The following is a 24,286-nucleotide window of genomic DNA, read 5'->3' on the forward strand; positions in this document are numbered from 1 at the left end:
GCCTCGATGTCGGAGGGGCGGCATACGCTGGAGTCATGCAACCCACGCGTAGCGTCCGCCCCTTCGAGGTCATCAGCGAGTATGCGCCGGCCGGCGACCAGCCGCAAGCCATCGCCGAGCTCGCGGCGCGCATCAATGCGGGGGAGACCGACGTCGTGCTGCTCGGCGCGACGGGTACCGGAAAGTCAGCGACCACTGCGTGGCTCGTCGAGCAGGTGCAGCGTCCGACCCTCGTGCTGGCGCACAACAAGACGCTGGCCGCGCAACTGGCCAACGAGTTCCGTGAGCTGTTGCCGAACAATGCGGTCGAGTACTTCGTCTCCTACTACGACTACTACCAGCCCGAGGCCTATGTGCCGCAGACGGACACGTTCATCGAGAAGGACTCGTCGATCAACTCCGAGGTCGAGCGGCTTCGGCACTCGACGACGAACTCGCTGCTCAGCCGCCGCGACGTCGTCGTGGTCTCCACGGTCTCCTGCATCTATGGTCTCGGCGCGCCCGAAGAGTACTTCCGGGCCATGGTGGCTCTACAGGTGGGGGAGCGCTACGACCGTGATGCACTCATCCGGCAGTTCATCGCCATGCAGTACAACCGCAACGACGTCGACTTCTCCCGCGGCAACTTCCGCGTCCGCGGCGACACGATCGAGATCATCCCCGTCTACGAAGAGCACGCCATCCGCATCGAGCTGTTCGGGGACGAGATCGAGGCGCTGTACTCACTCCATCCGCTCACCGGCGAAGTCATCGAGAAGCTCGACTCCGTGCCGATCTTCCCCGCCTCGCACTATGTGGCCGGAACCGACGTCATTCAGCGCTCGATCGGCACCATCGAAGCGGAGTTGGAGGAACGTCTGGCGGAGTTCGAGCGGCAGGGCAAGCTCCTCGAAGCACAGCGTCTGCGCATGCGGACCACCTTCGACCTCGAGATGCTGCAGCAGTTGGGGTTCTGCTCGGGGATCGAGAACTACTCCAGGCACATGGACGGTCGGGAGCCGGGTGAGCCGCCTCACACGCTGCTCGACTTCTTCCCCGACGACTTCCTCCTGGTGATCGATGAGTCGCATGTCACGGTGCCGCAGATCGGTGCGATGTACGAGGGAGATGCCTCCCGCAAGCGCACCCTCGTGGACCACGGGTTCCGACTGCCGAGCGCAATGGACAACCGTCCGCTGCGCTGGGACGAGTTCAAGAACAGGATCGGTCAGACCGTCTACCTGTCTGCCACCCCCGGCAAGTACGAGATGGGGATCGCAGACGGCGTCGTCGAGCAGATCATCCGTCCGACCGGACTGGTGGACCCCCACATCGTCGTCAAGCCTTCCAAGGGGCAGATCGATGATCTGCTCGAGGAGATCCGCCTCCGGGTCGAGCGTGACGAGCGTGTGCTCGTCACAACCCTCACGAAGAAGATGGCCGAGGAGCTCACCGACTTCCTCGGCGAGCACGGTGTGCGGGTGCGCTACCTGCACTCTGACGTCGACACGTTGCGCCGAGTGGAACTCCTCAGCGAGCTGCGGTCGGGTGTCTACGACGTCCTCGTGGGCATCAACCTGCTCCGGGAGGGGCTGGACCTTCCCGAGGTGTCGCTCGTGGCGATCCTCGACGCCGACAAGGAAGGTTTCCTGCGTTCGGGGACCTCGCTCATCCAGACGATCGGGCGCGCTGCTCGAAACGTCTCGGGCGAGGTGCACATGTATGCGGACAAGATGACGGATTCGATGACGAAGGCCATCGAGGAGACGGACCGGCGTCGCGAGAAGCAGATCGCCTACAACAAGGAGAACGGGATCGACCCGCAACCTCTCCGCAAGCGCATCGCGGACATCACCGAGGTGCTGGCGAGGGAAGGCGCCGACACGGCCGAGATGCTGTCCGGTCGTGGCCGCGCGTCGGGCAAGGGCAAGTCGCCCACGCCCAACCTGCGCCGAACGGGCATCGCCGCCGAGGGGGCTCAGCAGCTCGAAGCCACGATCCAGGATCTCTCGGATCAGATGCTCGCAGCTGCATCCGAGCTGAAGTTCGAGCTCGCGGGGCGACTGCGCGACGAGGTGCAGGATCTCAAGAAGGAGCTTCGTGCGATGGAGCGCGCGGGACACGCGTAATCGAGGCGGGGACGGATGGATGCTGCAGGAGACGAACTCGCCGACCGGATCAGGGCGTTGCTGAGCGCCGACGTCGAGATCGAGGAACGGCGCATGTTCGGCACGCGAGCGTTCCTCGACGACGGCCACATCCTCCTAGGAGCGCGCCCGGGCGGCATCCTCCTGGTGCGGGTCGATGACGAGAGCGGGGCCACGTTGCTCACCCGGCCGGGAGTCGCGCGCGCGGTGATGGGGTCGCGGACGATGAGCTCGGGATGGCTCGATGTCGTGCCCGGTGCGATCGAGGACGATGATGAGCTGATGTTCTGGCTCGACGTCGCGAGGGAGTCGACGGGTTCAGCGGTGGAAGCGCCCGAGTCGGACTGACGTCACGGGCAGTGCACGAGGGTCTTCGGCCCGGAGCGATCGATCGTGTGCGCCGCCATGGGTGACCCGCACAGTGGACATGCCCTCTCGGCGCGTTCTGCGGGGCTGGGCGGAGGAGTCTTCTCGTACGGACCGACGGAGGCGGGGCCCGCGAACCGGATCAGGTTCGTGTTCGCCCAGGAGTAGAGGCCTCCGGCTTCGCGGATGCGGGTGCGGAGGGGTGGGCGATCGGAGTCCTTGGCCATGTTTGTTAGTGTACTAATGATTAGTGCAGATGTATAGTTTCCCTGTGGCGACGACCGATGACCTGCTCAAGTTGGAGAACCAGCTGTGCTTCGCGCTGGTGACAGCGGCGCGCAACGTCGTCGCTCTCTATCGACCGATCCTCGAACCGTTGGGGCTCACGCATCCGCAGTACCTCGTCATGCTCGCGCTCTGGGAGAAGGCCCCGCGGACGTTGAACGAGCTGGCCGTCGACCTCGCACTCGAACCGGCGACGGCATCGCCCCTGGTCAAGCGACTCGAGGCCGAGGGGCTGGTGGCCCGACAGCGCAGCGATGAGGACGAACGACGGCTCGAGATCACGCTGACGCCGGCGGGGGTGGCCTTGCGTGCAAGAGCCGTCGACGTTCCTCGTCGGGTCATGGAGTCGGTGGGCATGGGCGTGGACGAGATCGCCGCGCTCAGGGACGGCCTCAGCCCGTTCGCGGGGCGGCGTCCCGACCTCGGCTGACTCGTCCCTGCTCTCGCTTCGACCCGCGCACCGATGTCGGGACGGGGCACGAGGGGCCACGGCGGAGCCGATGTCGGTGGCCCCTCGTAGACTTGTCTGGTGCCCATCGTCCCCGTTGCTTCCTCAGGAAAACTCAGTGTCCGCGGTGCCCGCGTCCACAATCTCAAGAACGTCGACATCGACATCCCCCGCGACTCCCTGGTCGTGTTCACCGGCCTGTCCGGGTCGGGGAAGTCCAGTCTCGCGTTCGACACGATCTTCGCCGAAGGGCAGCGTCGCTACGTCGAATCGCTGAGCGCTTATGCGCGCCAGTTCCTCGGTCAGGTCGACCGTCCGGACGTGGACTTCATCGAGGGTCTGAGCCCGGCGGTCTCGATCGACCAGAAGTCCACCAACCGCAACCCGCGGTCGACAGTCGGCACCATCACCGAGATCTACGACTACATGCGTCTGCTCTGGGCGCGCATCGGCGTGCCGCACTGCCCCGAGTGCGGTGAGCGCATCCAGCGGCAGACGGTGCAGCAGATCGCCGATCAGCTCATGGAGTTGCCTGAGCGCACCCGGTACCAGGTCGTCGCTCCGATCGTCTCGCAGAAGAAGGGCGAGTTCGTCGACCTGTTCCGCGAGCTCGGCGCCAAGGGGTACTCCCGCGCGATCGTCGACGGGGAACTGATCCAGCTCGCCGAACCGCCGACGCTCAAGAAGAGCTACAAGCACGACATCGCCGTGGTGGTCGACCGCCTCGTCGCGTCCGATGACATCCTCGGTCGCGTCACCGACTCCGTCGAGACCGCGCTCGGGCTCGCGGGTGGAGTGGTGCAGATCAACTACGTCGACGGCGAGGGAGACGATGCGTGGCAGACGTTCTCCGAGAAGCTGGCCTGTCCGAACGGGCACGCGCTCACGCTCACCGAGATCGAGCCCCGCACGTTCTCCTTCAACGCACCGTTCGGCGCCTGTCCCGCATGCTCCGGACTAGGCACGCGGATGTCCGTCGATGTCGACCTGATGCTCGGCGACGAAGACCTCTCGATCCGCGAGGGCGTGATCATCCCGTGGACCACGCAGGGCAAGGGGCTGTTCCAGTACTACGAGCGCCTTCTCGAGGGGCTCTCGCGCGACCTCGACTTCTCGTTGGACACCCCCTGGCGCGATCTCCACTCCGATGTGCAGGACGCCGTGCTTCGCGGGGAGAACTACAAGGTCACCGTCAAGTGGAAGAACCGCTATGGCCGGGAAATGCGCTACGCCTCAGGGTTCGAAGGCGTGGTGCCGTACATCGAGCGGCAGTACCTGCAGGCGGAGTCCGACAATCAGCGCAACAGGTGGGGCGAGTACCTCCGCGAGGTCCCGTGCCCGGTGTGCGACGGCAACCGACTCAAGCCCGAGGTGCTCGCGGTCCAGGTCCACGGCCACTCGATCGCCGATGTCTCGCACCTGAGCCTCGCTGACGCCCGCGCATTCATGGAGACACTGACCCTCACCGAGCGCGAGGCGAAGATCGCTGCACAGGTCCTGCGGGAGATCCGGCTCCGTCTCGACTTCCTGCTGCAGGTCGGCCTTTCCTATCTCAACCTCAGCCGCTCGGCGGGCTCTCTCTCCGGTGGCGAGGCACAGCGCATCCGCTTGGCCACGCAGATCGGTTCCGGCCTCACCGGCGTGCTCTACGTGCTCGATGAACCCTCGATCGGACTCCACCAGCGTGACAATCGCCGACTGATCGAGACGTTGCTCACGCTGCGCGATCTCGGCAACACGCTCATCGTGGTCGAGCACGACGAGGAGACGATCGAAGCTGCAGACTGGGTCGTCGACATCGGCCCCGGTGCCGGCGTCAACGGCGGCGAAGTCGTGCATTCCGGGCCCTACTCGGCTCTGCTCAACGACAGTGCGTCCATGACGGGGGAGTACCTCTCCGGCCGCCGCGAGATCCCGATGCCCGAGAAGCGTCGCAAGATCGACAAGAAGCGGATGCTGAGTGTCGTCGGCGCGCGGGCGAACAACCTCCGCAACGTCACGGCCGATTTCCCGCTGGGCGTGCTGACCGCGGTGACCGGCGTGAGCGGTTCCGGAAAGTCGTCGCTCGTGAACGACATCCTGTACCAGGTGCTCGCAGCGCGGTTGAACGGTGCCCGCACGGTTCCGGGGAAGCACACGCGTGTGACAGGGCTCGACAACCTCGACAAGGTCGTGCACGTGGACCAGGCGCCGATCGGTCGTACCCCACGATCGAACCCCGCGACGTACACCGGCGTCTTCGACCGCATCCGTACCCTGTTCAGCGAGACTCCCGAGGCGAAGGTCCGCGGCTATCTGCCGGGCCGCTTCAGCTTCAACGTCAAGGGCGGTCGCTGCGAGGCATGCTCCGGTGACGGCACGATCAAGATCGAGATGAACTTCCTGCCCGACGTCTACGTCGACTGCGAGGTCTGCCACGGCAAGCGGTACAACCGCGACACCCTGGCGGTGCATTACAAGGGCAAGAACATCGCCGAGGTCCTTGAGATGCCGATCGAGGAGGCGGCGGAGTTCTTCGAGCCGATCCAGGCGATCCACCGTTACATGAAGACCCTCGTCGATGTCGGTCTGGGCTATGTGCGGTTGGGGCAGTCGGCGACGACGCTCTCGGGCGGCGAGGCCCAGCGTGTCAAGCTCGCCACGGAGCTCCAGCGGCGCAGCAACGGACGAAGCATCTACGTGCTCGATGAGCCGACCACGGGCCTGCACTTCGAAGATGTCCGCAAGCTCCTCGAGGTCCTCAACGGTCTGGTCGACAAGGGCAACACCGTGATCGTCATCGAGCACAACCTCGACGTGATCAAGTCCGCTGACTGGGTGATCGACCTCGGCCCCGAGGGTGGCTCCGGCGGCGGTCAGATCGTGGCCACCGGCACCCCGGAGCAGATCGCTCGCGTCGAGGAGAGCCACACAGGCCTGTTCCTCGGCGAGATCCTGGGTGAAGGGCGCGCCGCGCGGAAGGCCAGCTGATGGCCGATGCGCTGCCGTACAAGCCTCGGCCGGGGGAGATCCCGACCGATCCCGGTGTGTACCGCTTTCGTGATGCCGCTGGCCGTGTGCTCTACGTCGGCAAGGCGAAGAACCTCCGTCAGCGGCTCTCGAACTACTTCGCCCCCCTGCAGACACTGCACGAGCGCACTCGACGGATGGTCACTACAGCGGCCTCCGTCGAGTGGACGGTCGTAGCCACGGATGTCGACTCCCTGCAGCTCGAGTACATGTGGATCAAGGAGTTCGATCCGCCCTTCAACGTCCGCTACAAAGACGACAAGTCCTACCCCTTCATGGCGGTGACGCTCGCCGACGAGGCTCCTCGCGTGATCGTCACCCGAAACCGGAGGATTCCCGGCGCGCGGTACTTCGGTCCGTTCCCGAAGGTCTGGGCGGTGCACGAGACGATCGATCTGATGATCAAGGCGTTTCCGATCCGTACCTGCAGTGACTCCAGCTACCGCCGCGCCATGCAGACGGGCAGGCCGTGCTTCCCCGGACAGATCGGCAAGTGCGGCGGCCCGTGTTCGATGACGGTGAGCATCGAGGAGCACCGCGCGATGGTCGATGACTTCGTCGCGTTCATGGCCGGCGGTGACGAGCGCTTCACCCGGGAACTCACGAAGCGGATGCTGGCGGCATCCGCGGCGATGGACTACGAGGCCGCCGCGAGGTACCGCGACAAGCTTTCCGCGATAGAGGCCGTGCTGGGAAAGAGCGCGCTCGTGCTGCCCGCGGACGAGGATGCGGATCTGTTCGGTATCGCGGAGGATGAGCTCTCCGCCGCCGTGCAGCACTTCGTGATCCGTGGCGGCAGAGTGCGGGGTGTGCGCGCTCTGACGATCGAGAAGGAGATCGACATCTCCAGCGGCGAACTCGTCGAACAGGTGCTGCAGCAGGCCTACGGTGAGGCGCAGGACATTCCCCGCCGCATCCTGGTTCCGACGTTGCCCGACGATGCCGCGGAGCTCGAGACGTGGTTGCGTGAGCGTCGCGGCAAGAGAGTCGAGATCGCGGTCGCCCAGCGCGGTCAGCGCGCTGACCTGATGCGCACGGCGACGTTGAACGCGCAACAGGCGCTGATCCGGCACAAGACCCGACGCACGACGGACTATGTCGCCCGCACTCAGGCTCTCACCGACCTGCAGGAAGCTCTCGGCATGGACGAGGCTCCGCTGCGGATCGAATGCTTCGACATCTCGCACCTCGGCGGGACGAACGTCGTCGCGTCGATGGTCGTCTTCGAAGACGGGCTGCCTCGTAAGGACCAGTACCGATCGTTCAACATCGCCGAGACCACGGACGACACCGATTCGATGTACCAGGTGCTCCGCCGCCGGTTGGCTTACCTCGACCGCCCCGAAGAGGAGTCCGCAGTCATAGACCCGACGACGGATGAGGTCGTGTCGGAGGACCTCGGCACGGCCACCGTGCGTCGCAAGCCTCGTTTCGCCTACCCGCCCCAGCTCCTGTTGGTCGATGGCGGTCAGCCCCAGGTGGAGGCGGCAGCGCGCGCGCTGCGCGATGCCGGGCATACCGAGATCGCGGTCTGCGGAATCGCGAAGCGCCTCGAAGAGGTCTGGCTGCCCGGAGACGATTTTCCCGTGATCCTGCCTCGCACGAGCGAGGCGCTCTACCTGTTGCAGCGTCTGCGCGACGAGGCTCACCGATTCGCGATCACGCATCAGCGCAAGAAGCGGCGCAATGACATCACCTCGGTGCTCGCAGAAGTGCCGGGACTCGGGAGCTCACGGATCAAGGTGCTGCTCAAGCATTTCGGCTCGGTCACCGCGCTTCGTGCGGCCGCACCGGCACAGATCGAAGAAGTCCAAGGAATCGGCCCCGTGCTCGCCCAGAACATCCACACGCACCTGTCCACTCGCTAGGCTGGAGGCCGAGGGGGAGAAGGAGCACTGAGCAATGTCTGACGAGGAGAAGGGCGAATTCCTCATCGTCACAGGGATGTCCGGCGCGGGGCGGACCACGGTGGCGAACGCCTTGGAAGATCTCGGCTGGTACGTCGTCGACAATCTCCCGCCGCAGATCCTGCGCCCCCTGCTCGATCTGACCGACATGGGCGGCACCGCGTTGCCGAAGGTCGCTGCCGTCGTCGATGTTCGCGGGGGCAATCTCTTCGACGATTTCCCCGGTGTGGCGCGCGCCCTGCGCTCGCGCGGCTCTGTCCGGGTCTTGTTCCTCGATGCATCAGACGATGTGCTGGTGAGACGGTTCGAGTCCGTTCGGCGCCCGCACCCCCTGCAGGGCGAAGGCACGCTCCTCGACGGAATTCGTGTCGAGCGGACCCGGCTCGCCCCCATCCGTGAGGGCGCCGACCTCGTGATCGACACCTCCACCCTGAACATCCATCAGCTGGCGACCCAGGTCTCCGACATCTTCTCGGAAGAGGGAGAAGCCCGACACCGCGTCACCCTCCTCAGCTTCGGGTTCAAGTACGGATTGCCGACGGACGTCGATATCGTCGCCGACATGCGGTTCCTGCCGAATCCGTTCTGGAACGAGGAGCTTCGCGGACTCACCGGACAGGACGAGCGGGTCAGGGAGTACGTCCTCTCCCGCGAGGGGGCGATGGAGTTCCTGGATTCCTACGCGTCCGCGCTGCTTCCGGTGCTCGAGGGATATCAACGCGAGAACAAGAGCCACTCGACGATCGCGATCGGCTGCACCGGGGGGAAGCACCGCTCGGTCGCGATGTCGGAGGAGCTGGCACGCAGGCTCGCAAGCATCCCTGGAGTCGCCGTGAACGTCCGTCACCGGGACCTCGGCCGCGAGTAGACAGCCTTCCGGCCGAGTAAGCTGGACGTTTGCGTCGCGACCCGACGCGTGAACGTGAAGGAGTGTCGTGGCACTAACCACCGACGTCAAGGCCGAGCTGGTCAGCATCCGCAATGCACCCCCGACGGTGCGAGTTGCGGAAGTCACCGCGATCCTCCGGTTCGCCGGTGGCCTGCATTCGATCGCCGGTCGCGTGGCCGTGGAGGCCGAGGTGGATGCTGAGACCCTCGCACGCCGCGTCGCGCGGGACCTCGCAGAGATCTACGGGGTGCGCCCCGAAATCGCGCAGGTGCAGTCGAGCACCGCGAACGATGGAGCGCGGTGGGCCGTCCGCGTGATCGCCCAGGGCGAGACCCTCGCGCGCCAGACCGGCCTCCTCGACCAGCGCCGTCGCCCCGTGCGTGGACTTCCGAACCGCCTCACGACCGGCTCTCGTGCCGAGGTCGCCGGTCTCTGGCGCGGTGCGTTCCTGGCGGCAGGCTCGCTGAGCGAGCCCGGCCGATCCGCGATGCTCGAGGTCGTGTGCCCGTCGTCGGAGGCGGCGATGGCACTCGTGGGCGCTGCGCACCGTCTCGGCGTCGCCGCGAAAGCACGCGAAGTACGGGGCATGCCTCGGGTCGTGGTGCGTGAGGGCGAAGCGATTCGCACCGTACTCAACGAAATGGGCGCGCAGAAGACGGCCATCGCGTGGGAAGAGCTCCGGCAGCGGCGTGAGGTTCGTGCCGGGGTCAACCGCCTGGTGAACTTCGACGATGCCAACCTGCGCCGCTCGGCACAGGCCGCAGTGGCCGCGTGCGCGCGTGTCGAGCGTGCGCTGGAGATCCTGGCCGACGAGGTTCCCGATCACCTGAAGGTGGCCGGCGAACTTCGTCTCGCGCACCGCGACGCCAGCCTCGACGAGCTCGGCCACCACGCTGACCCGCCGCTGACGAAGGACGCCGTCGCCGGCCGCATCCGTCGTCTGCTCGCTATGGCGGACAAGCGCGCACAGCAGGAGGGAATCCCTGGAACGGAAGCGGCTGTGCCCGTCGGACTCGACGTCTGACCCGCACCCTTCGACGAAGACCCGCCGCCCGGCATGAGGGCGGCGGGTCTTCGTCATGTGGCGGAAGGTTCGAGGGCGCATCCGCGTTGTCGTCAGTAGGATGAATCACGTCCGCTCTACGCCGCACATCGGCGGCGCGGAGGATCGGCAAGCGCCGCGGCGCGGCGCGGATTGGATGAAAGCGATATGGCGACCTACACGCTCCCCGACCTTCCCTACGACTTCGCAGCGCTCGAGCCGCACATCAGCGGCAAGATCATGGAGCTGCACCACGACAAGCACCACGCGGCCTACGTCGCAGGTGCGAACACCGCGCTCGACCAGCTCGCCGAGGCCCGCGAGAGCGGCAACCTCGCGAACGTCAACAAGCTCGAGAAGGACCTCGCGTTCAACCTCGGCGGTCACGTGAACCACTCGATCTTCTGGACGAACCTGTCGCCGAACGGCGGAGGTGAGCCCGAGGGCGAGCTGAAGGCCGCCATCGACGAGTACTTCGGCTCGTTCGAGAAGTTCCAGGCGCACTTCACGGCTGCAGCCACCGGTATCCAGGGCTCCGGCTGGGCGGTGCTCAGCTGGGATTCGATCGGTTCGCGTCTGATCATCCAGCAGCTGTTCGACCAGCAGTCGAACACCGCGCAGGGCACGATCCCGCTGTTCCAGCTCGACATGTGGGAGCACGCGTTCTACCTCGACTACCTCAACGTCAAGGCGGACTACGTCAAGGCTGCGTGGAACATCGCGAACTGGGAGAACGTCGCCCAGCGCCTCGAGGTCGCCCGTAAGCAGACGAACGGCCTGCTGGTACTGTCGTAACCGGGTTGCGTCCCGGCGGGCCATGGCTCGTCGGGACGCTCTCTCAGCCAAAAAACCCCGCGCATCACGCACGCTGGAAAGCCGCGTACTGCGCACGAGAAACAGGGAGACCTGAGTGTCTGTCAAGATCGGTATCAACGGCTTCGGCCGCATCGGACGCAACTACTTCCGCGCGGCTCTCGCGCAGGGAGCGGACCTTGAGATCGTCGCCGTCAACGACCTCACCGACAACAAGACCCTGGCGCACCTGCTGAAGTACGACTCGGTCGGCGGCGTCCTCGACGCCGAGATCAGCTACGACGACGACAGCATCACCGTCAACGGCCAGACGATCAAGGCCTTCGCGGAGCGCGACCCCGCCGGTCTTCCGTGGGGCGAGCTGGGCGTCGACATCGTCATCGAGTCGACCGGCTTCTTCACCAAGGCCGAACTCGCCAAGAAGCACATCGAGGCCGGCGCGAAGAAGGTCCTCATCTCGGCTCCGGGCACCGGCGTCGATGGCACGTTCGTCATGGGCGTGAACGAGGACACGTACAACCCGGAGACGGACCACATCATCTCCAACGCGTCGTGCACCACGAACTGCCTCGCGCCGCTGGCGCAGGTCTTCAACGACGCGTTCGGCATCGACCGGGGCTTCATGATGACCGCTCACGCGTACACCGCGGACCAGAACCTGCAGGACGGTCCGCACAGCGACCTCCGCCGCGCACGTGCTGCCGCGATCAACATCACGCCCGCGTCGACCGGCGCCGCCAAGGCCATCGGCGAGGTTCTCCCGGAGCTCCAGGGCAAGCTCAGCGGCTCGTCCTACCGCGTTCCGGTTCCCACCGGCTCGATCGTCGATCTCACCCTCATCACCGACCGTGACAACCTGACGGTCGACGAGGTCAACGAGGCGTACAAGAAGGCTGCAGCGGAAGGCCGCCTCGCCGGTTTCCTCCAGTACAACGAGGACCCGATCGTCTCGAGCGACATCGTGCACAACCCGCACTCGTCGATCTTCGACGCCACCCTCACCAACGTCAGCGGCAACCTGATCAAGGTGTCGAGCTGGTACGACAACGAGTGGGGCTACTCCAACCGTCTGGTCGACCTGACCGAGTACGTGGCCGAGCGCCTCTAAACTCAGAAACATGACTCTGCGTACCCTGGACACTCTGGGGTCGCTCGAGGGCAAGCGTGTCATCGTCCGTTGTGATCTCAACGTCCCCCTGCGGGATGGGATCATCACGGACGATGGCCGTGTCCGCGCCTCGTTGCCGACCCTCAACGCACTGATCAACGCGGGCGCCCGCGTCATCGTGTGCTCCCACCTCGGACGGCCCGACGGCACGCCCGACCCGCAGTACAGCCTGGAGCCGGTCGCTCAGCGCCTTTCCGAGCTGCTCGGCTCTCCGGTCGCATTCGCACGGGACACGGTCGGCGAGTCGGCCACGGAAGCGGTCGCGTCGCTCGAGGACGGCGGAGTCGTCGTCATCGAGAACCTGCGGTTCAACCCGGGGGAGACCTCGAAGGGCGAGGCGACGCGTGCGGCTTTCGCCGCAGAGCTCGCGGAGCTCGGCGACGTGCTGGTCTCCGACGGGTTCGGGGTCGTGCACCGCAAACAGGCGAGCGTCTACGAACTCGCCGAGTTGCTGCCGTCGGCCGCCGGTCTGCTGATCGCCGCCGAGCTCGATGTGCTGGACCGCCTGACCGAGAACCCGGAGCGCCCCTACGCGGTCGTGCTCGGAGGCTCGAAGGTCAGCGACAAGCTCGGCGTCATCTCGCACCTGCTTCCGCGGGTCGACAAGATCCTCGTCGGTGGTGGAATGCTGTTCACCTTCCTCAAGGCACAGGGCCACGCCGTGGCCTCCAGCCTCCTGGAAGAGGACCAGCTCGACACCGTTCGCGGCTACATCGCCGAAGCGGCCGAGCGCGGCGTGGAGCTCGTGCTGCCCACCGACGTCATCGTCGCCGCGTCCTTCGGCGCGGACGCCGCCCACGAGGTCGCTGCATCCGACGCGATCGAGTCGACGCCGTTCGGCGCCGCTGGTATCGGACTGGACATCGGCCCGGAGACGGCTGCACGCTTCGCCGAGGTCATCCGTGCGTCGAAGACCGTGTTCTGGAACGGCCCCATGGGCGTGTTCGAGTTCCCGGCGTTCGCGGCCGGAACCAAGGCGGTGGCGCAGGCGCTCACCGAGGTCGACGGCCTCAGCGTCGTCGGCGGGGGAGACTCCGCTGCCGCAGTTCGTCAGCTGGGCTTCTCCGACGAGCAGTTCGGTCACATCTCGACCGGCGGCGGCGCAAGCCTCGAATTCCTCGAAGGCAAGAAACTACCTGGGCTGGAGGTCCTCGGATGGGCGTGAACTCCCGTACCCCGCTGATCGCGGGAAACTGGAAGATGAATCTCGACCACCTTCAGGCGGTCGCGTTCGTGCAGAAGCTGCACTGGACGCTGAAGGATGCGAAGCACGAGGACGGGTCCGTCGAGGTGGCGGTCTTCCCGCCCTTCACCGACATCCGCAGCGTGCAGACCCTCATCGATGCGGACAAGATCCCCTTCGCCCTCGGCGCGCAGGATGTCTCGGCGCATGACTCCGGTGCGTACACCGGTGAGGTGTCGGGTGCGTTCCTGGCGAAGCTGGACGCGAAGTACGTCATCATCGGTCACTCGGAGCGTCGCGAGTACCACGCCGAGGGCGACGACGTGGTGGCGGCCAAGGTGAAGGCGGCGATCAAGCACGACCTCGTCCCGGTGATCTGCGTCGGCGAGACGGCAGAGGACCTCGAGAAGTTCGGCGCCAGCGCTGTTCCCGCCGGCCAGCTCGAAGCCGCGCTCCAGGGTGTTTCCGCGAAGGCGGACATCGTCGTGGCGTACGAGCCGGTGTGGGCCATCGGCTCCGGTCAGGCGGCGACTCCGCAGCAGGCGCAGGACGTCTGCGCCGCGCTGCGCGGTGTCATCGCGAAGGTCCTGGGCGACGAGGCCGCCGCGCGCACACGGATCCTCTACGGCGGATCCGTGAAGGCGGCGAACATCGCCAGCTTCATGCGTGAGCCCGACGTGGACGGCGCCCTCGTCGGCGGGGCCAGCCTCGTCGTGGACGAATTCGCGGCGATCATCCGCTTCGAGAAGCACGTCGGCGTGTGAGTGCAGCGGGGCTCCTGCCCCGCTGCACCGTATACTTGACCGTTACGGGGGCGCTCCTGCCCCATCGAAAGGCTCTTTCTCGTGGCAATTCTTGAGTTCGTCCTGCAGGTCGTGCTGGGTATCACCAGCGTCCTGCTGACCCTCCTCATCCTCTTGCACAAAGGTCGCGGCGGTGGCTTGTCCGACATGTTCGGTGGCGGCATGACGTCTGCTGTCGGCTCCTCCGGCCTTGCGGAGCGGAACCTGAACCGCTTCACCGTCGTCCTGGCGCTGACGTGGTTCGTCTCCATCGTCGCGCTGGGCCTCATCACGAAATTCGAGGTCATCTGATGGCTACCGGTGGAAACGCGATCCGTGGCACCCGCGTGGGCTCCGGCCCGATGGGGGAGCAGGACCACGGCTACCACGCCGACCGCATCGCGGTGTCCTACTGGGACGGGCTGGGCAACGAGACCGTGCGCTACTTCGCGGCCGGTCTCCCGGAAGAAGAGATCCCCGACATCATCGACCACCCGCAGTCGGGTCTGCCGGCCGGTCGTGACAAGGAGAACCCGCCCGCTCTCGCGAAAGCGGAGCCGTACAAGACGCACCTCGCCTATGTGAAGGAGCGGCGTACGGACGAGGAAGCCGTCCAGCTGCTCGACGACGCCCTCGCCCAGCTGCGTGAGCGTCGGGGCCAGTGACCTCGACCTGACATCGGAAGAAGCCGCCGCGAGTGATCGCGGCGGCTTCTTCCGTCTCTGGAAGGGCGCGGGGTCTCAACGGCACCCCGCGGCGGCATCGATGTACTCCTGCGGCGGGTAGCCGTACGCCCAGACTCCGTTGGCATCATCGGTGTACCCCATGCTGATCGCCCAGGCGGTCGCCCACTTCTCGATGCTGTCCTGCGTGGAGGCGTCGTACATGTCTTCGCACTTCACGCTGATCGCGTGGCCCACTTCGTGCGCGACGAGGGCCTTGCTCCGCTCGGCGGGCCACTGTTCTGCGACCGAATTCGACAATTCGATGATCGCGCGGTCCGGGTCGTCCCACCACCACGTCGTGTAGCCGCCCATGCTTCCGTTGTAGCCTGCGCCGTTCACCACGGGAGCCCAGTCGAACTCCAGCAGGACCCCGGGGGCGAGCGATCGTGCGAAGGACTCGATCTCCAGTCTCGCGCCCCTCAGCGGCCCCGCCTTCTCGGCCAGTTCTTCGGCCTCGGTGGCGATGACCTCGGCCGCGGCTCCTTGCAAGGACAGATACGTCGACGCCGCGTCGTCGTCCAGGATCGTCGTGGCGGTGGCCACCGAAGCCGCCTTCCGCAAGGAGATCACGGCGTCGTTCCTGGCCGAGAGATGCGCCTTCTCGAAGGCGACGGCCGCCTCGCCCGTTGTCGAGAGGACTGCCACTCCGCTCTCTGAGACGCCCTCACTGGCGGAGGCGATCTCCGTTCGCGCCGTGCGCAGATCGTCGGAGAGCCGGCTCGAGGACGTCAGGTGCTGCTCCAGGAGCGTCGTCGATCCGAAGAGCTCCCAGAACCAGACGGGCTTCTCGCCCGGAGAGGGGACCTCGGTCGCCACGATCTCCTCCGCAGAGGAAGCGGTCGTCTGCGCCTTCTCGAACGCGGAGGTCAGCGCGGCCCCCAGCTGCGCATCCACAGCGAGAGCGGGATTCTCGACGGACAGGACCTGCCCCGCCGCATCCGTGACGTCGCGCAGGTCGGTGATGTCGCTGCGAACCTCCGTCTTCGCCGAGGACGCCGTCTCCGCGGCCTCCGCGTACCGCGATGCGGCGCTGTCGTATCCGAGGTTCGCAGCCACCTGGGTGATCGAGAGCGCGGCGACGACCGCGACACCGCCGACCAGTCCCAGGATCAGACCGCGGCGGCTCTTCCTGCGTGTGGGAGGGGAGAGGGGAGGCGGCGCGGATGAGAACGCCACGGGCAGGTGGTGCGCACCGAGAAGGGGCGTCGGCGTTTCGACAGGTGGCGGGGTCGGGATCGTCACGTCGTGCCCATCCTGTGGGGCCTTCCGGCCGGTGGCTGCCTGCATCAATGCTGTCAGCGTATTCGATTCCCGAGCGGAGCAGACGAAGAAGGCCCCCACCACGGGGTGGGGGCCTTCTGGAACGGAGGGGCTGACGGGAATCGAACCCGCATCATTAGTTTGGAAGACTAAGGCTTTACCACTAAGCTACAGCCCCGGATCCGGGACTCTGGAAGTCTCGGTGCCGACTCAACGACTATACCGGACTCTGGCGCATGCTCCGGTCCGTTAGACTCTGTGGGGCTGAATCTGCGTGCGGATTCCCCGGGGCGTAGCTCAGCTTGGTAGAGCGCCCGCTTTGGGAGCGGGAGGTCGCAGGTTCAACTCCTGTCGCCCCGACACGGCCCCACGGACCTTACAGCCGCGATACCGCGCGGAAATCACAAGGAGAACACACCAGCATGGCGAACAGCACCGTCGAGAAGCTGACCCCGACCCGGGTCAAGCTCAGCATCACGGTCACCCCGGACGACCTCAAGCCCAGCATCGCGCACGCCTACGAGCACATCGCTCAGGACGTGCAGATCCCCGGCTTCCGCAAGGGCAAGGTTCCGGCGCCCATCATCGATCAGCGCATCGGCCGCGGTGCCGTCATCGAGCACGCGGTGAACGAGGGCCTGGACAAGTTCTTCCGCGACGCCACGGTCGAGCACAAGCTGCGCGTCGTCGGTCGCCCCTCGGCCGACATCACGCAGTGGCCGAGCGAGAAGGACTTCTCCGGCGACCTGCTCGTCGACATCGAGGTGGACGTCCGTCCTGACATCGAGCTCCCCTCCTACGACGGCATCACCGTGACCGTCGACGCCGTCGAGGCGGATGACGCTGCGCTCGACGCTGAGCTCGACAACATGCGTGCCCGTTTCGGCACGCTCGTCCCGGTCGATCGTCCGGCCACGAAGGGTGACTTCGTCGACCTCGACCTCGTCGCCACGATCGACGGCGCCGAGATCGACCGCGCCGAGGGCGTCTCGTATGAGATCGGCTCCGGCGAGCTGCTCGAGGGCATCGACGACGCGATCGAGTCCCTCACCGCGGGTGAGGACACCACGTTCCGCTCGGCGCTCGTCGGTGGCGACCACGCGGGCTCCGAGGCCGAGGTCTCCGTGACGGTCAAGGCCGTCAAGGAACGCGAGCTGCCCGAGGCTGACGACGACTTCGCTCAGATCGCGAGTGAGTTCGACACGATCGCAGAGCTCCGGGAGAGCCTGGCAGAGCGTGTCGCTCAGCAGGGCGTCTTCACGCAGGGCTCCGCCGCACGCGACAAGCTCGTGGAGGTGCTGCTCGAGCAGATCGAGATCCCGGTTCCGCCTCAGCTCATCGAGGACGAGGTCCACAACCACCTCGAGGGCGAAGGCCGTCTCGAGGACGACGTGCACCGTGCCGAGGTCACCGAAGCGAGCGAGAAGCAGTTCCGTACGCAGGTGCTTCTCGACACGATCGCCGAGCAGGCTGACGTGCAGGTCTCGCAGGAGGAGCTCAGCCAGTACCTCATCCAGTCGGCGGCGCAGTACGGCATGGCGCCGCAGGAGTTCGTCGAGGCTCTGCAGTCGTCGAACCAGCTCCCCGCGCTCGTCGGTGAGGTCGCCCGCAACAAGGCCCTCGCGATCGCGCTCGGCAAGGTGAAGGTCGTCGACAGCAACGGCAAGGCCGTCGACCTGTCCGACTTCATCGTGACCGATGACGAGGCTGCGGAGGCTGAGGCCGCCGAGTCCGAGGAGAAGCCGGCCAAGAAGGCTCCCGCCAAGAAGCCGGCCGCCAAGAAGGCTCCGGCCAAGAAGGCTGCCGAGACTGAAGACGCCGAGAAGCCGGCCGCCAAGAAGCCCGCTGCCAAGAAGGCTCCGGCCAAGAAGGCCGCCGACAAGGCCGAGTGATCGACACGATCCTGTGAAGAGGGCGGATGCTGCGGCATCCGCCCTCTTTTCCTATCGAGGAGACGACCATGACGAAGAGCTGGGACGAGCGCGTGGACGAGGTCTGGGCGGAGGCCTCCGGTGAGGAGGTCGGTGCTGACACGATCGCCCGCATCGACGCGCTGGCTGCGGAGCGCGGCCCCGACGACGCCCGCGCGGAGTTCGAACGGGCAGGTGCGCGCGACTCCGCGGGGATGCCGGCAGAGGCGGTCGTGCTGTATCGCCGCGCTCTCATGCTGGGCCTCGACGAGGAGCACCGACCGCAGTGCGTGATCCAGCTGGCGAGCTCGCTGCGGAATCTCGGCGAGTACGAAGACGCCCTCGCCGTCATCCGTGCGGAGGAGGAGCTCTCCGCCGACGGTCCGTACCGCGACGCCGTCGCCACGGTCCACGCCCTCATCCTCGCGAGCGCGGGCCGACCGGCGCAGGGGCTCTCGGTGGCGTTGCTCGCCCTGGTGCCCCACCTTCCGCGCTACCACCGGTCGATGACGGCATACGCCCTCGAGGTCGCCGACGCCGACACCTGATATGCCGACGGCGAACACGGCCTGGGTGCTGCGCCCGCGCCGGTAGATTCGAATCACTGAAACACGGAATCAGGAGCTGACATGGCTGAACCCCTCGTCGCGACAAGCGTCTTCGACAGGTTGCTGAAGGACCGCATCATCTGGCTCGGCTCGGAGGTGCGAGATGAGAACGCCAACGAGATCTGCGCGAAGATCCTTCTGCTCGCCGCAGAGGACTCCGAGCGGGACATCTATCTCTACGTGAACTCACCCGGTGGTTCGATCACCGCCGGCATGGCCATCTACGACACGATGCAGTTCGTCCCGAACGACATCGTCACGGTCGGTATCGGAATGGCCGCCTCGATGGGGCAGCTGCTGCTGACGGCAGGCACGAAGGGCAAGCGGTACATTACCCCCAACGCGCGAGTGCTGCTGCACCAGCCGCACGGCGGCTTCGGCGGGACGTCGAGTGACATCCAGACCCAGGCGCAACTCATCATGTCGATGAAGAACCGCCTCGCCGAGATCACGGCGGCGCAGACCGGCAAGTCGGTCGAGCAGATCAACGAGGACGGTGACCGCGACCGCTGGTTCACCGCCGAGGAGGCGCTCGAGTACGGCTTCGTCGACCACATCCGCGAATCGGCTTCCGATGTCATCGGTGGCGGCGGAACCGACCAGGACACCGAGTAACGGAAAGCGAAAGGACGCTCATGTACACCCCCACTTTCCGCTCATCCGGTGATCTGCCCTCCAGCCGCTACGTGCTCCCGCAGTTCGAGGAGCGCACCGCCTACGGCTTCAAGCGTCAGGACCCGTACAACAAGCTGTTCGAAGACCGCGTGATCTTCCTCGGCGTGCAGGTCGACGATGCGTCGGCCGACGACGTGATGGCTCAACTCCTGGTTCTGGAGAGCCAGGACTCGGAGCGCGACATCACGATGTACATCAACTCGCCCGGTGGCTCGTTCACAGCGATGACGGCTATCTACGACACGATGCAGTACGTCGCGCCCCAGATCCAGACCGTCGTCCTCGGACAGGCTGCCTCGGCAGCGGCTGTGCTGCTCGCGGCCGGCGCGCCGGGGAAGCGCCTCGCGCTTCCGAACGCCCGCGTGCTCATCCACCAGCCCGCGATGGGGGAGGCGGGCCACGGCCAGGCTTCCGACATCGAGATCCAGGCCGCGGAGATCCTCCGCATGCGGACCTGGCTCGAGGAGACCTTGGCCGGGCACACGAACCGCACCCCGGAGCAGGTGAACCGCGACATCGACCGCGACAACATCCTCTCCGCCACGGAGGCACTCGAGTACGGCATCGTCGACCAGGTGCTCACCACGCGCAAGCGCGTCTGAGCGCGTCGAGACCTCGAAAGGACGCCCGTCGATCTGACGGGCGTCCTTTCGTCGTCTCCGGCGGATGTGCATCGTCCTCCACGTGGGCTGCGCATATGAGCACACAGGTGCGCGTACGCGGTATTGGGCCTACGCTGGGGGAGGAAGGAGGATGCCGTGGAAGAAGATCTGCTCATGGTTCGCGTCGCCGAGCTGTACTACGACGAGGACAAGACTCAGGACGAGATCGGCGGACTTCTCAAGATCTCTCGGTGGAAGGTCGGTCGTTTGCTCACGCAGGCGCGCGAGCGCGGAATCGTGCGCATCGAGATCGTGCATCCCCGCGCCCGGCGCCTCGGTCTCGAACGGCTTCTCGTCGAGAGGTTCGGTCTGACGGACGCCGTCGTCGTTCCTTCGCCCGAGGGAGATGACGGCACGTTGGAGCGCGTGGCGCAGGCCGCCGCCGACTTCCTCACCGCGCTGCGACCGGTTCCTCGGACGCTCGGCGTGAGCTGGGGGCGTACCCTCCGCGCTGTCGCGGAAGCCCTGCCCGACGGGTGGGCCAACGGGGTCACCGTGGTGCAGCTCAACGGGGGAGTGAGCTTGAACCGCCGTTCGGGCGGCGCAGCGGGCCTGGCCGTCACGATCGCCCAGCGGGCCTCGGGCCAGGTGTCCCTGCTGCCCAGTCCCGCGATCCTGGAGCGGGTCGAGACGAAGCAGGCCATCGAGTCGGACCGCACCGTCGCGGCCGTGCTCGAAGAGGCCGCAGAGTCCCAGGCTTTCCTTTTCACGGCAGGTCCGTGCGATGCCTCTTCCGCTCATGTCGAGAACGGATACCTCAGCGCAGAAGACGTGGAGGAACTCGCGCGCCGCGGCGCTGTCGGCGATGTGCTCGGCCGCTACGTCGACGCCGAGGGCAACATCGTCGACTCGCAGCTGGACGCCCGCACGGTCGGCGTCTCGCTCGACCGTCTTCGCGGAGCCACCCATGCGATCTTCGTGACGGCGGGTCCCGCCAAGCACGACATCGCACGTACAGTCGTGACCAGTGGCCTGTGCGGCGTTCTGGTGACCGATGAGACCACAGCACGAGCATTGTTGGAGGAACAGTGACGACCAAAGAACTCAGCCGCAGGACGGCGGTGGATGTTCTCGGCGCCGAGCCGGACGACGCCACTCTCCGGCGCTTCCTGCACGGACTCCCGGGAGTGGACGCCGTGGGGCTGGAACAGCGCGCTGCCGGACTCGGCACCCGCTCGATCAAGACCACCTCGAAGGCCTGGGCGCTCGACACCATCATCAAGCTGATCGACCTCACGACGCTGGAGGGGGCGGACACCCCCGGCAAGGTGCGCTCCCTCGTCGCCAAGGCCAAGAACCCGGATGCGGCCGATCCGTCGACTCCGCGCGTCGCTGCGGTCTGCGTCTACGGCGACATGGTCGGCGACGCGGTCAGCGCGCTCGACACTCTGCACGGCGACCCCGACGACGGGCTGATCTCGGTCGCCGCGGTGGCCACGGCCTTCCCGAGCGGGCGTTCGTCTCTCGCGATCAAGCTCGCCGACACGGCGGAGGCGGTCGCCGCCGGAGCCGACGAGATCGACATGGTCATCGACCGCGGGGCGTTCCTCTCCGGTCGCTACGGGCTGGTGTTCGACCAGATCGCACAGGTCAAGGAGGCCTGCCGACGCGAGGACGGCTCCTCTGCGTCCCTGAAGGTGATCCTCGAGACCGGTGAGCTGAACACCTACGACAACATCAAGCGTGCTTCCTGGCTCGGCATCCTCGCCGGTGGTGACTTCATCAAGACCTCGACCGGCAAGGTCCAGCCTGCTGCGACGCTCCCGACGACACTGCTCATGCTGGAGACCGTCCGGGACTGGTATCGCGGGACCGGGGAGAAGATCGGTGTGAAGCCGGCGGGCGGCATCCGTTCCTCGAAGGACGCGGTGAAGTACCTGGTCACCGTCGCCGAGACAGTGGGCGAGGAGTGGCTGCAGCCGCACCTCTTCCGTTTCGGGGCCTCCAGTCTCCTCAACGACGTGCTCCTGCAGCGTCAGAAGCTCACCTCCGGCCACTACTCGGGCCCCGACTACGTCACGATCGACTGACGGGAAGACGAACATGTCATTTCTGGAATACGCTCCGGCACCGGAGTCCACCGCGATCCTGAACCTCAAGGACAGCTACGGCCTGTTCATCGACGGCGAGTTCGTCGACGGCTCCGGCTCGTCCTTCTCCACCATCTCGCCGGCAAGCGAGAAGCACATCGCCGAGATCGCGTCGGCCAGTGATGAGGACGTCGACCGCGCGGTCGTCGCCGCTCGTCGCGCCTATGAGAAGACCTGGTCGAAGATGAGCGGCCGCGATCGCGGGAAGTACCTGTTCCGCATCGCTCGCCTCGTGCAGGAGCGCGCCCGCGAGCTCGCGGTCGCCGAGAGCCTCGACAACGGGAAGCCGATCAAGGAGAGCCGCGACGTCGACGTGCCCCTCGTCGCCTCCTGGTTCTTCTACTACGCAGGGTGGGCGGACAAGCTCGATCACGCCGGACTCGGTGCGAATCCGCGTGCACTCGGCGTCGCCGGACAGATCATCCCGTGGAACTTCCCCCTGCTGATGCTCGCGTGGAAGATCGCGCCCGCTCTCGCCGCCGGGAACACCGTCGTGCTCAAGCCCGCCGAGACCACCCCGCTGACCGCTCTCCTGTTCGCCGAGATCCTGCAACAGGCCGACCTTCCGGCCGGTGTCGTGAACATCGTGACCGGGGCCGGCGCGACCGGCTCGACGCTGGTGCGCCACTCCGACGTGGACAAGGTCGCCTTCACGGGGTCCACGGGGGTCGGGCGGGACATCGCGCGCGCCGTTGCGGGAACGAACAAGAAGGTCACGCTGGAGCTCGGCGGCAAGGCCGCGAACATCGTGTTCGACGACGCGCCGATCGACCAGGCCGTCGAGGGCATCGTGAACGGCATCTTCTTCAATCAGGGACACGTGTGCTGCGCGGGAAGCCGTCTGCTCGTGCAGGAGTCGATCCACGACGAGGTCGTGGACCGCCTCAAGGCGCGCCTGTCGACGCTGCGCCTGGGGGATCCCCTCGACAAGAACACCGACATCGGTGCGATCAACTCCGCCGCCCAGCTCGCTCGCATCCGAGAGCTCAGCGACATCGGTGAGGCGGAGGGCGCGGAGCGGTGGACGGCCGACTGCGCCATCCCCGATCAGGGGTTCTGGTTCGCTCCGACCATCTTCACCGGAGTCGAGGCGTCGCACCGCATCGCCCGTGACGAGGTCTTCGGCCCGGTGCTGTCGGTGCTGACCTTCCGTACCCCCGCCGAGGCGATCGCGAAGGCCAACAACACGCCCTACGGTCTCTCCGCGGGCATCTGGTCGGACAAGGGGTCGCGCATCCTCGCGGTCGCCGATCGACTGCGCGCCGGCGTGATCTGGGCCAACACGTTCAACCGATTCGACCCGTCGAGCCCGTTCGGCGGCTACAAGGAATCCGGGTACGGCCGCGAGGGCGGACGCCAGGGACTCACCGCCTACCTCAAGGGAGCCGCAGCATGAGCAAGCGTCTGACCGTTCCGAAGACGTACAAGCTGGCGATCGGTGGAGCCTTCCCCCGAAGCGAGTCCGGACGCACCTACGAGGTGGTCTCGCCCAAGGGCACATTCCTCGCGAACGCCGCCAAGGGGTCGCGCAAGGATGCTCGCGACGCCGTCGTCGCCGCGCGTGCCGCGGTGAAGGGCTGGTCGGGGGCGACCGCCTACAACCGCGGACAGGTCCTGTACCGCGTCGCCGAGGTGCTCGAAGGCCGAAGGGCGCAGTTCATCGACGAGATCGTGGCGCAGGAGGGGGTCTCGTCGTCCGCTGCGGCGACCCAGGTCGACGAGGCGATCGATCTGTGGGTCTGGTACGCCGGATGGTGCGACAAGTACACCCAGGTGGCCGGCAACGCGAACCCCGTGTCGGGTCCGTACTTCAACATCTCCGTCCCCGAACCGACCGGCGTGGTGGCCATCGTCGCCCCGCAGGACTCGTCGCTGCTCGGACTGGTCTCGGTCGTCGCGCCGGCCCTGGTCGCGGGGAACACGGTCGTCGTCGTCGCGAGTGAGCGGCATCCGCTCTCGGCCATCAGCCTCGCAGAGGTCCTGGCCACGAGCGATGTCCCCGGCGGTGTCGTCAACGTGCTCACGGGCTCTCCGGCCGAGATCGCGCCGTGGCTCGCCTCGCATCAAGACGTGAACGCCCTCGATCTCGCCGGCGCCGGCGACCTCGACTGGGTCGACATGCAGATCGCGGCCGCCGACACGCTCAAGCGCGTGCTCACGCCGGGCGATGTCGTCGCCTCTCCGGAGCGCATCGGCGCCTTCACCGAGGTGAAGACCGTCTGGCACACCAAGAGCATGGTCTGATCCCCGTCCTCTGATCTCTCCGAACGATGCGGCGTCTCGACCGGTGCATACCGAGCGGGACGCCGCATCATCGTCCGGCTTCCGACGTGTCCGC

23 protein-coding genes and 2 tRNA genes are annotated in these 24,286 nt (G+C 66.5%); 22 read left to right on the forward strand and 3 right to left on the reverse strand.

All coding sequences use genetic code 11. The features are described from left to right. Positions 1-35 precede the first annotated feature (35 nt). Together uvrB and LC041_RS09750 are read left to right on the forward strand one after the other, a co-directional pair. Positions 36-2,108, forward strand: coding sequence for an excinuclease ABC subunit UvrB (gene uvrB / locus LC041_RS09745; RefSeq protein ID WP_226532909.1), 2,073 nt, complete (start codon positions 36-38; stop codon positions 2,106-2,108). A 15-nt stretch (positions 2,109-2,123) separates the two neighbouring features. Further along, the gene (locus tag LC041_RS09750) at positions 2,124-2,474 is read left to right on the forward strand and encodes a TfoX/Sxy family protein (protein WP_226532910.1); all 351 of its coding nucleotides are present in this window, start codon (positions 2,124-2,126) and stop codon (positions 2,472-2,474) included. A gap of 2 nt (positions 2,475-2,476) precedes the next feature. Here the strand turns inward: LC041_RS09750 and LC041_RS09755 are convergent, their stop codons facing one another. Next, the gene (locus LC041_RS09755) at positions 2,477-2,719 is read right to left on the reverse strand and encodes a hypothetical protein (protein ID WP_226532911.1); all 243 of its coding nucleotides are present in this window, start codon (positions 2,717-2,719) and stop codon (positions 2,477-2,479) included. Positions 2,720-2,763: 44 nt separating this feature from the next. Here LC041_RS09755 and LC041_RS09760 point away from each other — a divergent pair, with 44 nt between their 5' ends. From LC041_RS09760 to LC041_RS09810, 11 genes are all read left to right on the forward strand, one after another. Continuing rightward, the gene (locus LC041_RS09760) at positions 2,764-3,207 is read left to right on the forward strand and encodes a MarR family winged helix-turn-helix transcriptional regulator (RefSeq protein WP_226532912.1); all 444 of its coding nucleotides are present in this window, start codon (positions 2,764-2,766) and stop codon (positions 3,205-3,207) included. Between the two features lie 99 nt (positions 3,208-3,306). Further along, entirely contained in the window at positions 3,307-6,195 is a 2,889-nt protein-coding gene (uvrA, locus tag LC041_RS09765; RefSeq protein WP_226532913.1) for an excinuclease ABC subunit UvrA, read from the forward strand. Next, positions 6,195-8,102: an excinuclease ABC subunit UvrC gene (uvrC, locus tag LC041_RS09770; protein ID WP_226532914.1), complete on the forward strand. Its 1,908-nt coding sequence runs from the start codon at positions 6,195-6,197 to the stop codon at positions 8,100-8,102. The genes uvrA and uvrC overlap by 1 nt, the downstream gene beginning before the upstream one ends. A gap of 34 nt (positions 8,103-8,136) precedes the next feature. Further along, complete coding sequence (gene rapZ, locus LC041_RS09775; RefSeq protein WP_226532915.1) at positions 8,137-9,009, forward strand: RNase adapter RapZ; 873 nt, start codon at positions 8,137-8,139, stop codon at positions 9,007-9,009. 67 nt (positions 9,010-9,076) lie between these two features. Continuing rightward, positions 9,077-10,054, forward strand: a complete 978-nt coding sequence (whiA, locus tag LC041_RS09780; RefSeq protein ID WP_226532916.1) for a DNA-binding protein WhiA — start codon at positions 9,077-9,079, stop codon at positions 10,052-10,054. A gap of 186 nt (positions 10,055-10,240) precedes the next feature. Continuing rightward, positions 10,241-10,867: a superoxide dismutase gene (locus tag LC041_RS09785; RefSeq protein WP_226532917.1), complete on the forward strand. Its 627-nt coding sequence runs from the start codon at positions 10,241-10,243 to the stop codon at positions 10,865-10,867. A gap of 115 nt (positions 10,868-10,982) precedes the next feature. Next, a complete protein-coding gene (gene gap, locus LC041_RS09790; RefSeq protein ID WP_226532918.1) occupies positions 10,983-11,993 on the forward strand; it encodes a type I glyceraldehyde-3-phosphate dehydrogenase in 1,011 nt (336 codons plus the stop codon). A 10-nt stretch (positions 11,994-12,003) separates the two neighbouring features. Then, positions 12,004-13,218: a phosphoglycerate kinase gene (locus LC041_RS09795; protein ID WP_226532919.1), complete on the forward strand. Its 1,215-nt coding sequence runs from the start codon at positions 12,004-12,006 to the stop codon at positions 13,216-13,218. After that, a complete protein-coding gene (tpiA, locus tag LC041_RS09800) occupies positions 13,209-14,000 on the forward strand; it encodes a triose-phosphate isomerase (RefSeq protein WP_226532920.1) in 792 nt (263 codons plus the stop codon). The genes LC041_RS09795 and tpiA overlap by 10 nt, the downstream gene beginning before the upstream one ends. An 81-nt stretch (positions 14,001-14,081) precedes the next feature. Further along, positions 14,082-14,330, forward strand: a complete 249-nt coding sequence (gene secG / locus LC041_RS09805; RefSeq protein ID WP_017202783.1) for a preprotein translocase subunit SecG — start codon at positions 14,082-14,084, stop codon at positions 14,328-14,330. Continuing rightward, positions 14,330-14,683, forward strand: a complete 354-nt coding sequence (locus LC041_RS09810; RefSeq protein WP_226532921.1) for an RNA polymerase-binding protein RbpA — start codon at positions 14,330-14,332, stop codon at positions 14,681-14,683. Before secG ends, LC041_RS09810 begins: the two co-directional genes overlap by 1 nt. 75 nt (positions 14,684-14,758) lie before the next feature. Here LC041_RS09810 and LC041_RS09815 read toward each other — a convergent pair whose 3' ends face one another. After that, complete coding sequence (locus LC041_RS09815) at positions 14,759-15,985, reverse strand: hypothetical protein (protein WP_226532922.1); 1,227 nt, start codon at positions 15,983-15,985, stop codon at positions 14,759-14,761. A gap of 125 nt (positions 15,986-16,110) precedes the next feature. Continuing rightward, positions 16,111-16,181 (reverse strand) — tRNA-Gly (locus LC041_RS09820). A 108-nt stretch (positions 16,182-16,289) separates the two neighbouring features. On the opposite strand from LC041_RS09820, the gene LC041_RS09825 reads away from it, so the two are divergent. The 9 genes from LC041_RS09825 (at position 16,290) to LC041_RS09865 (ending at position 24,192) form a co-directional block, all read left to right on the forward strand. Beyond that, positions 16,290-16,363: transfer RNA gene (locus LC041_RS09825), tRNA-Pro, on the forward strand. Positions 16,364-16,425: 62 nt separating this feature from the next. After that, a complete protein-coding gene (gene tig / locus LC041_RS09830) occupies positions 16,426-17,895 on the forward strand; it encodes a trigger factor (RefSeq protein WP_226532923.1) in 1,470 nt (489 codons plus the stop codon). Between the two features lie 68 nt (positions 17,896-17,963). Beyond that, a complete protein-coding gene (locus LC041_RS09835) occupies positions 17,964-18,461 on the forward strand; it encodes a tetratricopeptide repeat protein (RefSeq protein ID WP_226532924.1) in 498 nt (165 codons plus the stop codon). 81 nt (positions 18,462-18,542) lie between these two features. Further along, on the forward strand, positions 18,543-19,136 hold the full coding sequence (locus LC041_RS09840; RefSeq protein WP_226532925.1) for an ATP-dependent Clp protease proteolytic subunit: 594 nt from the start codon (positions 18,543-18,545) through the stop codon (positions 19,134-19,136). 20 nt (positions 19,137-19,156) lie between these two features. Continuing rightward, the gene (locus LC041_RS09845; protein ID WP_226532926.1) at positions 19,157-19,798 is read left to right on the forward strand and encodes an ATP-dependent Clp protease proteolytic subunit; all 642 of its coding nucleotides are present in this window, start codon (positions 19,157-19,159) and stop codon (positions 19,796-19,798) included. A 156-nt stretch (positions 19,799-19,954) separates the two neighbouring features. After that, positions 19,955-20,890, forward strand: a complete 936-nt coding sequence (locus LC041_RS09850; protein WP_226532927.1) for a sugar-binding transcriptional regulator — start codon at positions 19,955-19,957, stop codon at positions 20,888-20,890. 29 nt (positions 20,891-20,919) lie between these two features. Next, positions 20,920-21,888, forward strand: a complete 969-nt coding sequence (deoC, locus tag LC041_RS09855; protein ID WP_445241957.1) for a deoxyribose-phosphate aldolase — start codon at positions 20,920-20,922, stop codon at positions 21,886-21,888. A 13-nt stretch (positions 21,889-21,901) separates the two neighbouring features. Continuing rightward, positions 21,902-23,344 (forward strand): aldehyde dehydrogenase family protein, encoded by a 1,443-nt coding sequence (locus tag LC041_RS09860; RefSeq protein ID WP_226532929.1) that lies wholly within the window; start codon positions 21,902-21,904, stop codon positions 23,342-23,344. Further along, positions 23,341-24,192 (forward strand): aldehyde dehydrogenase family protein, encoded by an 852-nt coding sequence (locus tag LC041_RS09865; RefSeq protein ID WP_226532930.1) that lies wholly within the window; start codon positions 23,341-23,343, stop codon positions 24,190-24,192. Before LC041_RS09860 ends, LC041_RS09865 begins: the two co-directional genes overlap by 4 nt. The last annotated feature ends 94 nt before the right edge of the window (positions 24,193-24,286 follow it).

Origin of the sequence: Microbacterium paraoxydans (assembly GCF_020524545.1) — a bacterium.
In the GTDB taxonomy this organism is placed as follows: domain Bacteria; phylum Actinomycetota; class Actinomycetes; order Actinomycetales; family Microbacteriaceae; genus Microbacterium; species Microbacterium paraoxydans_C.

Coding starts and splice junctions, on each gene's coding strand:
- rapZ (WP_226532915.1), top strand. CDS start 8,137: ATGTCTGACGAGGAGAAGGGCGAATTCCTCATCGTCACAGGGATGTCC.
- LC041_RS09845 (WP_226532926.1), top strand. CDS start 19,157: ATGTACACCCCCACTTTCCGCTCATCCGGTGATCTGCCCTCCAGCCGC.
- tpiA (WP_226532920.1), top strand. CDS start 13,209: ATGGGCGTGAACTCCCGTACCCCGCTGATCGCGGGAAACTGGAAGATG.
- LC041_RS09835 (WP_226532924.1), top strand. CDS start 17,964: ATGACGAAGAGCTGGGACGAGCGCGTGGACGAGGTCTGGGCGGAGGCC.
- LC041_RS09755 (WP_226532911.1), bottom strand. CDS start 2,719: ATGGCCAAGGACTCCGATCGCCCACCCCTCCGCACCCGCATCCGCGAA.
- LC041_RS09750 (WP_226532910.1), top strand. CDS start 2,124: ATGGATGCTGCAGGAGACGAACTCGCCGACCGGATCAGGGCGTTGCTG.
- uvrB (WP_226532909.1), top strand. CDS start 36: ATGCAACCCACGCGTAGCGTCCGCCCCTTCGAGGTCATCAGCGAGTAT.
- LC041_RS09810 (WP_226532921.1), top strand. CDS start 14,330: ATGGCTACCGGTGGAAACGCGATCCGTGGCACCCGCGTGGGCTCCGGC.
- LC041_RS09785 (WP_226532917.1), top strand. CDS start 10,241: ATGGCGACCTACACGCTCCCCGACCTTCCCTACGACTTCGCAGCGCTC.
- uvrC (WP_226532914.1), top strand. CDS start 6,195: ATGGCCGATGCGCTGCCGTACAAGCCTCGGCCGGGGGAGATCCCGACC.
- LC041_RS09860 (WP_226532929.1), top strand. CDS start 21,902: ATGTCATTTCTGGAATACGCTCCGGCACCGGAGTCCACCGCGATCCTG.
- LC041_RS09840 (WP_226532925.1), top strand. CDS start 18,543: ATGGCTGAACCCCTCGTCGCGACAAGCGTCTTCGACAGGTTGCTGAAG.
- LC041_RS09795 (WP_226532919.1), top strand. CDS start 12,004: ATGACTCTGCGTACCCTGGACACTCTGGGGTCGCTCGAGGGCAAGCGT.
- tig (WP_226532923.1), top strand. CDS start 16,426: ATGGCGAACAGCACCGTCGAGAAGCTGACCCCGACCCGGGTCAAGCTC.
- LC041_RS09865 (WP_226532930.1), top strand. CDS start 23,341: ATGAGCAAGCGTCTGACCGTTCCGAAGACGTACAAGCTGGCGATCGGT.